General features: G+C 48.8%; 5 protein-coding genes and 3 pseudogenes. 5 read left to right on the top strand and 3 right to left on the bottom strand.

The features are described from left to right. The 5 genes and pseudogenes from AACQ38_RS22805 to AACQ38_RS22825 form a co-directional block, all read left to right on the top strand. Positions 1–182 (top strand): annotated as a pseudogene (locus tag AACQ38_RS22805) (group II intron reverse transcriptase/maturase); the annotation flags it as partial. Beyond that, positions 179–823 (top strand): group II intron maturase-specific domain-containing protein, encoded by a 645-nt coding sequence (locus tag AACQ38_RS22810; protein ID WP_207631963.1) that lies wholly within the window; start codon positions 179–181, stop codon positions 821–823. The pseudogene AACQ38_RS22805 and the gene AACQ38_RS22810, both read left to right, overlap by 4 nt. A 70-nt stretch (positions 824–893) precedes the next feature. Further along, positions 894–1,310: pseudogene (locus AACQ38_RS22815) on the top strand (TolC family protein); the annotation flags it as partial. Next, positions 1,303–1,467 carry a hypothetical protein gene (locus tag AACQ38_RS22820; RefSeq protein WP_242685664.1) on the top strand — a complete coding sequence of 55 codons (165 nt, stop codon included), beginning with the start codon at positions 1,303–1,305 and terminating at the stop codon, positions 1,465–1,467. The pseudogene AACQ38_RS22815 and the gene AACQ38_RS22820, both read left to right, overlap by 8 nt. A 65-nt stretch (positions 1,468–1,532) precedes the next feature. Continuing rightward, a complete protein-coding gene (locus tag AACQ38_RS22825) occupies positions 1,533–2,345 on the top strand; it encodes an HlyD family secretion protein (protein ID WP_242685665.1) in 813 nt (270 codons plus the stop codon). Position 2,346: 1 nt separating this feature from the next. Here the strand turns inward: AACQ38_RS22825 and AACQ38_RS22830 are convergent, their stop codons facing one another. The 3 genes and pseudogenes from AACQ38_RS22830 to AACQ38_RS22840 form a co-directional block, all read right to left on the bottom strand. Next, positions 2,347–3,468 (bottom strand): ISAs1 family transposase, encoded by a 1,122-nt coding sequence (locus AACQ38_RS22830; RefSeq protein ID WP_207631964.1) that lies wholly within the window; start codon positions 3,466–3,468, stop codon positions 2,347–2,349. 42 nt (positions 3,469–3,510) lie between these two features. Next, positions 3,511–3,742 (bottom strand): annotated as a pseudogene (locus AACQ38_RS22835) (hypothetical protein); the annotation flags it as partial. A 12-nt stretch (positions 3,743–3,754) separates the two neighbouring features. Next, on the bottom strand, positions 3,755–11,298 hold a 7,544-nt coding region (locus AACQ38_RS22840; protein WP_165579135.1), incomplete at its 5' end, for a non-ribosomal peptide synthetase.

The following is an 11,298-nucleotide window of genomic DNA, read 5'->3' on the forward strand; positions in this document are numbered from 1 at the left end:
ATCCAACGCTGAGGCAAATCGATCGCAAACTCGTGTTATGGCTGACCCGTAAACATAAGCGACTTCGGGGCCACCGGAGACGGGCCAGTCACTGGCTGGCGCGTGTTGCGCGGAGTGAAACGAGGTTATTTGCCCACTGGCCGCTACTATGGGGGCAGGCTTCAATGGGAAGAGCCGGATGAGCGGAGACGTTCACGTCCGGTTCCGTGAGCGCCTTGGGGGGAGGTTCCCCGGGGCGACTCGACTCGTCATCCACTGCAAGAGTCATGTGCAAGCAATGATGTTACATGGCAAGCTTAGAAAGCGTCTGGCTGAGTGTAAGCTGGAGATGAGTCCGGGTAAGACGAAAATCGTCTACTGCAAGGACAGGGAAAGAACGGAGACATATCCTGAAATCAGCTTCGACTTTCTGGGCTATACGTTCAGGCCAAGAAAGTCAGTCTCGAAAGAAGGAGAACTATCAGTGAATTTCCTGCCAGCAATGAGTGCCAGAGCTGCGAAGGCAATCCGGCAGACAGTACGGGGCTGGGATTTGAGTCACAAAACCCCGTTGTCGCTGGAAGTCATGGCGCGTTGGCTCAATCCCATGTTACGAGGTTGGATTAAGTACTATGGGCGCTTTTATCGGTCAGCAATGGATCGTATAGCCAGTCATGTAGATCTGCACCTTGCTAAATGGATTACCCTCAAATATAAGCGGGTACACGGTAGTTTGGCTCAGGCGTATGAATGGTTAGGCAGAATACGGAGCGTTAAACCCAGCCTGTTTGCACACTGGGAAATTTGTACGCGGCGCGAACGGTCAACGACAAGAGCCGGATGACGGGAGACTGTCACGTCCGGTTCCGTGGGAGCGCAGGGGGGAGGTTCCCTTGCGCGACCCGATAACCCCAAACTGGGAAAATTATGTGGGTGTACAGCTGGAGATTCCAATTGGTGATATGACAAAAAAACAAATGGAAGTGCAGGCCAAAGTGGATGTTCAGAAACAGGCAGTACGCTTGGAAGAAGCAAAAATAAATCTGGAACAAAAAGTCATCAATGCCATCCGTGATACAGAATCACGCTGGCAAGAGTACCAATTAGCGATAAAAGCCAGCTCGCTTTCTCAACAGAAACTCAAAATTGAACAGGAAAAATTACAGGCCGGAAGATCCAGCAACTTTCAGGTTCTGAGTTTTGAAAATGACCTGAGGAATGCTGAAAATGCACGCTTAAATACCCTTATTCAATATCTCAATGCTCAGGCTGAACTGGATAAAATTCTTGGCACGACACTGGAAAGCTGGGAGATAACGATCAATGAATAAACATTCAATGACTCAACGTTATCGATGGGTCATCATTGGCATACTTATCGTAGCGGCCTGTTTTGTTGTCTTTTTATCCTCAAAAAAATCACCAGATCAGGAATCAGTGCAGTGGGTTGAAGTAAAACACAGCCTGATAGAAAAACATGTCTGGTAGGCAAACTGCAATCTGGGCGTCTTGAAACCATACCCGCGCCATTTGATGCCATTATCAAACACGTTTTGGTTAAAGAAGGGCAACGGGTAAATGCGGGTCAGATATTAGTCACACTGGATACCCGAAAGCTTGATATTGAACTTCGACAAGCGCAAGTTGAAATGATCAAGGCATCATCTGTCGTTGACCAATTGCACGATTGGGAAAACAGTCAGGAAGTCATTCGAACCAGAAGAAACGTCGAAAATGCAAACCACATGGTGATGGAATTAAAAGATAATCTTGCAAAAACACAGGCGCTTTTTTCACGGGGCATCGTTCCACGAATGGAAGTGGAAACTCTTGAGCAGCAACTTCGCCGACAACGCACAGAGCTTGCTTCCGTACAGGACGATCTTGAATCTATTCGACAAAAAGGAAGTGTTAATAATGTACGTGTTGCAGAAATGGAGCTTCAGAATGCAACAAGCCACTATCAGGCACTACAAACACAATACTTACATAAAGAAATCAAGGCGCCATTTTCGGGTGTCGTGCTTAGGGCAGCACAAGGAGAAAAGGGGAAGTTATTAACGCTTCAGACCGGCGTTCGGATTACCGAAGGAATGCCCTTACTGGAAGTGATGGACACAACACGGTATCAGGTACTGGCACAGGTTGAAGAAGTCGATCTTGCCAAACTCAAAGAAGGACAGGGAGTAAAAATCAGCGGGGAGGGATTTTCTGAGCACGCTCTGGATGGGGAAATTGAAGCCATTGCCATGCAAAGTGTCAGTACGGATAAACCCGGATCGGCGATTTATTATGATGTTGTGATTAAAGTGACTTCACCCATGAATCAGGGTTATCCCCAGGGGTTACGCATGAAATTTTGGTAGGCTAAAATTGATTAAATAACAGCGCTTCCATATAGCCATTATCCCACCCGGCTGATTTCCTTCGGGCACTCAAACTCAGTTTACTGTTGGTGTCTCGTTTAACGATATTGAGCGCCATTTTACGTAATTGGGTGAATATTCTTGTGGCGATCCGCTCTCTCATCCGTGAATCATCTTCTCGAAAAGTGACATCCAGTACCCAGTGTAAACTATTTTCGATAGCCCAATGTTTTCGTAGAGCACCTAACTGAAAGGCGGGATCATCCCGGCAACTGCTTAGATAATAACGAAAATCAGAGGTCACTGTGTCAGAATAATGTTCCTGTCGTATCGTTTCCGTTACCAGGAGGGCCTGAATATCTGGCCAGGAATCTAAGTGTTTTGTTTCTGATGTCAGTGGCAGAACCCATCCGCGTCGTCTGACAGTACGTCCGTGGCTATCATCGAATTCATCCTGGCCAGGTTTAAGGTAAGGCTTTTGGGCTATCTGTTGTTGTTGAAAATAGTCAACGGCTTCCGAAAAGTTTTTCCCCTGATTGCCTTTAAGCGACAAAATATAATCGGCTTCACTCTCGCGTAATTGCTGAGCCATCGTGCGTTGGCAGCCCATCGCATCAATCGTCACGAGGTGTCCTTTCAATGAAAGCATCGATAATAATGCGGGGATGGCCTTAATTTCGTTTGATTTTCCGTCTACGGTACACTGACATAAGCTGAGTCCTTTCTCAACCGAGAATGCACTCACCACATGTAATGGGCTTTGTTCAATTTTCTTATCAAACGAATGACGTAAACTTTTACCATCAATCGCAATGATCGCCCGCTTTTCTGAAGAAACATCATGGGAAACCCACTGATAAAAATGACGTTCAAAGAGGCCGGGATTTAATAAACTGAAACAGCGCCGGAAAGTATCATGTGACGGAATACCCCCTTTGAGCGGAAGAAATGAACCCAGCCAATCCTTTTTTAGCTGGCCGTACTGTTCAATATCGGTCCAGGCGTTAGCCCCGGCAATGACAGCGCATACCGCGATCACTAAGATATCAATAAAACGGTGTTTGACCTTTCCCTGACAACGTGGATCTGGAAAAGCAGAAAAGACCTCCACTAATTCTTTCATCAGCGCCCCTCTAAAAATGAAGGAATTATCCACTAAATATTTTCATGCGTAACCCCTGGCAGTCAGGTCAGGATAAAGTTCCGCCCTACCCCGGCCAGCGTAATACTGAACTCCGCCGCACCGCATTGCAGCCTTGACCATTTCGCCACTGCTGCCCTACGTGCCATCTGCTCATCTGCTCTGTTTTAAAAGTCTGACGCATCACGTAGACGTTTCCGTCCGCCCCTTCCAGATATTTCCCTTCACGCTGACTGGATTGGACTTTTTGGGGTTTTACGCTGGCGTTTCATTGTGGTAACAGCATGCTATTTAGAGCTTCAGCTAAAGTGATTTTATGTCCATTGTCCTCCAACAAACTAAAGTGGTTACCCGAAACAGCAATCAATTGCAGTAACACATCAGGCATGATTTTTACCCAACCTAATGACGGCTCTAGACTGACAGGTTCGGGGGTTTCATTCATCATAAAGGAAATAATGGGGGAAGGTTCTACCGCGTAAAATTGATGCAACGGTATTGTCAGTGCAGTCGGTTCATAATCTGCCACTATTTGCGCATAATGTGCAATTTGATCCCAACATTTTGCAACCACATCAGCACGTAGATTTGCCGAATATAACGCGATGTCTTGTGCTGCTTCAATAAACTGCACCAAATTCAACTCCTCAATACGCTGGTACAACGCCGATATTTCTTCAGGATGCTCTCCTCCTGACTGTCGAGCAAGTTCGGTAAAAAAGTGATATTTAGGTTGTAGGGATTCTTTCCCAAAATAATCAGGTGCAGGTGTATCAATCAATCCCAAAAAATTAACCTGCTCACCCATATTTAAAAGCTGCTGAGCCATCGCATAGGCTAATATTCCACCGGAAGAATATCCTACTATCCGGTATGGCCCTGTAGGTTGAATGGTTTTCATTAAGGTAACCACTCTGGCAGCGAATTTTTCTATCGTTGACATCGGTTCTTCATTGGGGGCAGGCCAGGGCAACGCATAAATCGAATAATCCGTTGAAAGATGCTGAGACAACCCGAAGACATACGAATAATCGCCCAACCCACTAGGAACGAAAAATAGCGGCAACCCTATTCCGCCAGAACGTACTGATATAACGCTATTTTGCGCTTGCAGCAAGGCATTTGGAGTGATTTTTACCGCTAGTTCAGCCAATACGGGGAACTGGAACAGGGTATTTAATGTGAAATTCAAGCCCTGCCCGGCAGCCATATTCATCATGCGCGCCGCTAACAAAGAATGCCCACCTATAGCAAAGAAATTGTCGTATCGGCTGATTTGCTCAATGCCCAACAGTTCACACCAAATCGCCGCCAGCACCGTTTCACTTTTCCCTTGCGGCATCTCATAACGTTGACGGGCAAATGCTTCACTATCCGGTGTTGGTAATGCCCTTCGGTCCAGTTTCCCGTTAGCGGTTAACGGGAAACTGTCTAAACGCACAAACGCCGCCGGCACCATATAATTCGGTAGGATCGAACTTAGGTGGGCACGCAAGCTATTTACCAGTCCCTCTTCCGCGTCCGCCACCACATACGCCACCAACCTTTTCTCCGCTCCGTCCCCCAGTGCCAGCACCACCGAACCATGCACTGCTGGGTATTCTACCAGCCGTACTTCAATTTCCCCCGGTTCAATGCGGAATCCCCGAATTTTCACCTGCTGGTCATTGCGCCCCAAAAATTCCAAGTTACCGTCCGGCCGATAGCGTGCTAAATCACCGGTGCGGTACATGTATACATCCGGTTTATCACTAAATGGATCATGAAGGAAACGTTCCACCGTTAATTTGGGGCGATTTAAATAACCGCGAGCCACGCTGGCACCAGCAATGTAAATTTCTCCGGCGGCGCCAAGAGGGACAGGTTGTCCAACAGGATCAAGAAGATAGATCTGGGTATTAGCGATGGGTTGGCCAATCACTGATGTTTCCGGTATTCCAGATTGGGCTTTATATTCATACCAAGTAGCATCACCGTTAACTTCGGATGAACCATAGAAATTGAACAGACGGAGCCATGGGCAATCTGTCACAATTTGTCGAGCCAGTTCAGGCGCCAACCGTTCTCCGCTGCAAACTAACGTCCTGATGGATTTCAAATTATCGCTATCACTTTGAATTAATTGTTTTAACAATGAAGGCACCACCACCAGATGGTTGACTTCAAAGCGGCGTAAACCATCACTAAAACGGTCGAGATCTTTTACTTCATGCTCATTAAAAATAACCAGTTTGCCACCGAACAACAGCACGCCCAGCATCTCGGTTATAGAATCAACAAAGCTAATGTTAGTTTTCAGTGCCCCTATCAGTGGCGCTGTTGCTATATCACGGACGAACCATAACAAGCGGTTACACAAAGCCCGATGACTGTTCATCACGCCTTTTGGTAGCCCTGTAGAGCCGGAGGTGTAAATCACATAGGCCAGATGATGTGATGTCAGTCCCAATACCTGATCATCTGGGTTATCGGTGGAATATGTCATCAAGCATTCTGCCTGAGCATCAAGCACCACCGTGGGCACAGTGCTGACCAACCGGCCAACCCACTCGGTTTGGATCAGTACTGCAACTGGTGCAGTGTCTTCCAGCATATACGCCAGCCGCTTGGACGGGTAAATGGGATCGAGAGGGACATAGGCTCCACCTGCTTTCAGTATGGCTAATACCCCTATCACCATTGCGGGTGATCTTGACACACATATCGCTACCCGTTGTTCCGGTTCAACACCCAATTCAATCAACTGATGAGCCAACTGGTTGGCTAGGGCGTTTAATTCGATATAACTGAAGGTTCTGTCTTCATATACCAGCGCAATAGCATCCGGCGTTTTCTCGGCCTGTTGCTCAAATAACTGATGAACACACAATGCGTCAGGATACGGCATTTCCGTCGCGTTCCAGGTTTCTAGCAATAACTGACGCTCTGCTGGAGCCAAAATCGATATTTCCCCTATTTTCTGTTGGAAATTTGCCACCATCGCTTGCAGTACAGTCAGCAAATAACTGCTGTGTCGTTCGATCGTAGCGTGTTCAAACAAAGCGGTACTGTAATTTAATATCCCGTTGATTCCACCCGCTTCCTCATACAGTTCCAGTTCGAGATCAAACTTAACGGTGTCAACAGCCTGATTAACTGGTGTGATAGTCAGTCCCGGCAGTGTCAGATCCGTATGCTCATTGTTCTGCCAGGTAAACATGACCTGAAACAGCGGGGTATGCGCCAGACTGCGGGGTGGCTGGACGATTTCCACTACCTGCTCAAACGGTAGATCCTGATGTGCCTGCGCTGCTAATGCAGTTTCCCTAATTCGGGTCAGGCATTCTGCCACCGTCAATTCACCCGGAACTGCTATCCGCAATGCCAGCGTATTGACAAAAAAGCCTATCAACGGTTCCATTTCCTGTCGGCTGCGTCCGGCACTGGGGGTTCCGATAATGATATCTTCCTGCCCGGACAGACGCGATAAGACAATAGCCCAGGCCGACAGCAGGGTCATAAACAGCGTAATGCCGTGCTGTTGGCTTAACTGTTTGAGGGCAACCGTCAGTTCCGGGTCTAAGTAAACAGGTACAGTCTGACCGGTAAATGACTGCTCTGGAGGACGTGGCCGATCCGTGGGTAAATCTAGCAACATCGGCGCATCTGCTAACACGGTACGCCAATAGTCAGATTGTGCCCGTATGTGTTCAGCAGAAAGCCATTGATGTTGCCAGACAGCATAATCCGGGTATTGGATTGCCAAGGGCGGCAAGGGATCTGGCTGTCCGGTCAAAAAGGCCGTGTAGAGTACATTCAGCTCACGTATTAATATATTAACCGACCAGCCATCAGATATAATATGATGGTGGGTCAACAAGAACTGATAGTCCTCCTCCGCCAGCCGGATAAGTACTGCCCGGATAAGCGAACCACCGCTGAGTTCAAATGGCGCCGACATTTCTTCGGCGCACAAGCATTCCAACGCTGTTTCAGCATCTGTGTGCTCACGCAAGTCGTGATGCACCAACGGCAAACCGTGATCTGCCGCCAATAACCGAATCTGTGGCTGACCATCAACAGAGATAAACACCGTGCGCAACGCTTCATGGCGTGCCAAGATGGTATTCAATGCCTGCTGCCAGGCCGCTATATTCAGCCGGCCATGTAAACGCAGCGCCAGAAAGATATGGTACGCCTCACTGCTCCCCTCGAACTCGGTCAAGAACCACAAACGTTGTTGAGCAAATGATAACGGTAACCGCCCTTCTCGAGAGGCCGGCATGATGGCAGGCAAGACATGACTTTGATGACCTTGCACTTTTTGATCAAGCTGAGTCTGGATCGTTTGTGCTAAAGCTGCCAGAGAAGGCGAATTAAACAGCACAGTCAGTGGTAATTCCACGCCCAATACTGCCATGATCTGGTTCATCACCCGCACCGCAATGAGAGAATGCCCACCCAGTGCAAAGAAATTGTCATGACGGCTAATTTGCTCAATACCCAACAACTCATGCCAAATTGCCGCTAAGGTAGTTTCTGTTTCTCCTAGAGGTGCTTGGTAAATCTGATGCGCAAACGCTTCGCTATCCGGTGCCGGCAGCGCTTTTCGATCCAACTTACCATTCGGGGTCAAGGGGAAGCTGTCCAAGCGCACAAACGCCGCGGGTACCATATAATCCGGCAGAACCGCACTCAGGTGCATCCGTAGGTGGTTTACCAATCCTTCCCCTGCGTCTGCCACCACATACGCAACCAACCGTTTCTCTGTTTTATCATCTAATGCGAGTACCGTCGCCTCACGAACTTCTGGGTGTTCTGCCAGTCGCGTTTCAATCTCCCCTGTTTCAATGCGGAATCCCCGGATTTTCACCTGCTGGTCATTGCGCCCCAAAAATTCCAAGTTACCGTCCGGCCGATAGCGTGCTAAATCTCCGGTGCGGTACATCCGTGCATCCGGTTTGGTATCGAACGGATCGACCAGAAAACGTTCTGCCGTCAATTCAGGCCGGTTCAAATAACCCCGTGCCACACCAGCACCGCCGATATACAGCTCACCGGTGACGCCTTCCGGCACAGGCTGACCATATTTGTCCAGCAAATACAGGGTTAGATCCATAATACGTGAGCCAATAGGACTAACAGTTTGCGCTGCATCATTGTGATTCAGTGCCCGGTAAGTCACATGAACAGTGGTTTCTGTAATGCCATACATATTCACCAATTGTGGCGAAGTATCTTCTCGCAAGCTATACCACAGTTTCAATGTACTTGGTTCGAGTGCCTCACCACCCAAAATGATATAACGCAACTGATCCGGTAAGGCATTATCAGCATAGCTGGCAATAAATGCTTTGAAAGCACTTGGTGTCTGATTTAGTACGGTGATGCCATGCTGACACACAAATTGATGGAATTCCCGTGGGGAACGCGTAATCGCGTGAGAAACTAAAACCAATTTAGCGCCGTAACGCAACGCCCCCCATAATTCCCATACCGAAAAGTCAAAAGCGATGGAATGAAACAAGCACCAGCTGTCTTGTTGGTTAAAGTGATACCAGGATTCAGTCGCGTCAAATAAACGCAAGATATTACGATGTTCGACCATTACCCCTTTCGGCACACCGGTCGAGCCGGAGGTATAAATGACATAAGCCAGATGACGGGGAGTCAATGTAGCTATCTGTGGATTATTATTCGATTGTTCAGGCAGGCTGTTCGGGTCAAGCACCGTCCGGCCTACCAGTGCTTTCGCTCCCAAAACTGTCCGGCCATTCTCGTCCGCCAGTATAATAGTCGGAGCGGCATCGGTGAGAACATGTGCCAGACGCTCACTAGGATAAACCGGGTCCAACGGTACATACGCTCCGCCAGCTTTTAGTATTCCTAATATTCCCACGACCATAGCCGGTGAGCGTGATACGCAAATCGCCACTAACTGGTCAGGTTCTACCCCCAAAGCAATTAACTGATGCGCCAGCCGATTAGCGCGAGCATTGAGTTCGGCATAACTAAGAGTCTGGTTTTTATACACCAAAGCAGTAGCAGTCGGATTTTTTTCTGCCTGTTGTTCGAATAACTGATGAATGCATAACGTTTCAGGATATGCCGTTTTCGTCGCATTCCGGGTTGTTAACAATAAGGTGCGTTCCGCTTCCGGCAAAATATCCAACGCCCTAACCGGCCTATTCGGAGTAAGCTCCAACGCGTCAGCCAAACTTTCCAGTGCTTGCTGCATATAATTACATACCCGCTCTGGCGAAAATGGCTGAACCGTCTGTGTCGTTAGCCCCAGCGAATTACCAGAATCCTCGACCGACAGCACAAACGGGTAGCTGGTTCGCTCCTGCCCGCCAATAAACTCAATCCCGCTTATCTCTTCATCAGATATTGCTGACACATTATTATTATGTCGATAGTTCAGCAGGGCACTAAAAAGGGGACTTTCGTTGCCAATGCCACTGCATCGTTGCACCAACGCCAGTGACGCGTGTTCATGCGCCAATAATCCAGCCAACCGAGTATGGGCCTGCTGCACACTCTCCCGCACCGGCGTGTTATCGATATCCAGCCGCAACGGTAAAGTATTAATAAACAGCCCCAGACCGTTATCCCCACCTTCTCCCGACGCCATACGCCCGAACAGCACAGTGCCAAACACCACACTTTCCTGCCCGCTGGTGCGCGACAGAACCTGTGCCCAGGCTAGATGACATAACGCTGCCAAACTAACACCCAACTGCTGCGCCTGACGACGCAGGCGATGATTCAGTTCAAAGGACAACATCCGATGATATTCGCTCACCTGCGAGCCATCACGATGCACATCTGCCACACCAAATGGCAGGGTGGGTTCTTCCACATCCGCCAGCATGTCTGTAAAGAAACGGGTGTGTGCTTCCGGGCTGACGCCCAACCGAACCTGAGTCACCAACTGACGAAACGGCACCGATACCGGTAGCATATCCGCTTGCCCTGCCAGATATTTTTGGACTTCATGGTGCATCACTTCTTGTGTCGTGTGATCGCCAATCAGGTGGTGGTGCAATTCCAGTAAACACCAGCGGCCATCGGCTTCCGGGGCAATAGCAAATTGCAGTAATGGCGCTTCACTTAAGTTAAGACGAAAATGGCGAGGGTCAAAACGCTGGCTTAACTGTTCACTGATTGGCCCTTCTGCCGGATCTAACGTCAGCTCAGTGACCGATAGTGTAGCCTGACGCCAGACTACCTGCGCCGGCACAGACAGCCCCTGCCAGACAAAGGCAGTCCGCAGGATGTCGTGACGATTAACCACTTGCTGCACGGCTGCCAAATAACGGTCCAGCAAAATCCGGTCCGCAAACACCATCTGAATGGTCAACAGGTATGGGTCGCCCTTGTTTGCCAGTAGATGGTGGAAGAGAATTCCGTCCTGCAAGGGAGACAGGGCATAAATATCCTGAATATTACTTACCCCGCCCGGTACTTGTTCGACGATACGATCAATATCCGCCTGAGTCAGGTCTATCAGTGGCAACATCGTCGGAGTAAGCGTTGTTGTATCAGGGGTAATGATATTGGCCGGTATCGACATGGCTTGGTGGTATTCCAGTTTTTCTGCCAGACGGGACAACACCGGGGTCTGAAACAGGTCGCGCACCGCCAGTTTAAGTCCCCGATGGCGCAGATGTTCAATCATCCGTACAGCCAGCAAGGAATGCCCACCCAGCGCAAAGAAATTATCGTGCCGACTGATCTGCTCAACGCCCAGTAACTCACGCCAAATCATCGCCAACCGCGTTTCAATTTCCCCCTGCGGCATCTCATAATGTTGACGAGCAAACGCTTCGC

Origin of the sequence: Photorhabdus sp. RW14-46, assembly GCF_963887965.1 — a bacterium.
Classification (GTDB): Bacteria; Pseudomonadota; Gammaproteobacteria; order Enterobacterales; family Enterobacteriaceae; genus Photorhabdus; species Photorhabdus laumondii.

Coding starts and splice junctions, on each gene's coding strand:
- AACQ38_RS22810 (WP_207631963.1), top strand. CDS start 179: ATGAGCGGAGACGTTCACGTCCGGTTCCGTGAGCGCCTTGGGGGGAGG.
- AACQ38_RS22820 (WP_242685664.1), top strand. CDS start 1,303: ATGAATAAACATTCAATGACTCAACGTTATCGATGGGTCATCATTGGC.
- AACQ38_RS22830 (WP_207631964.1), bottom strand. CDS start 3,468: ATGAAAGAATTAGTGGAGGTCTTTTCTGCTTTTCCAGATCCACGTTGT.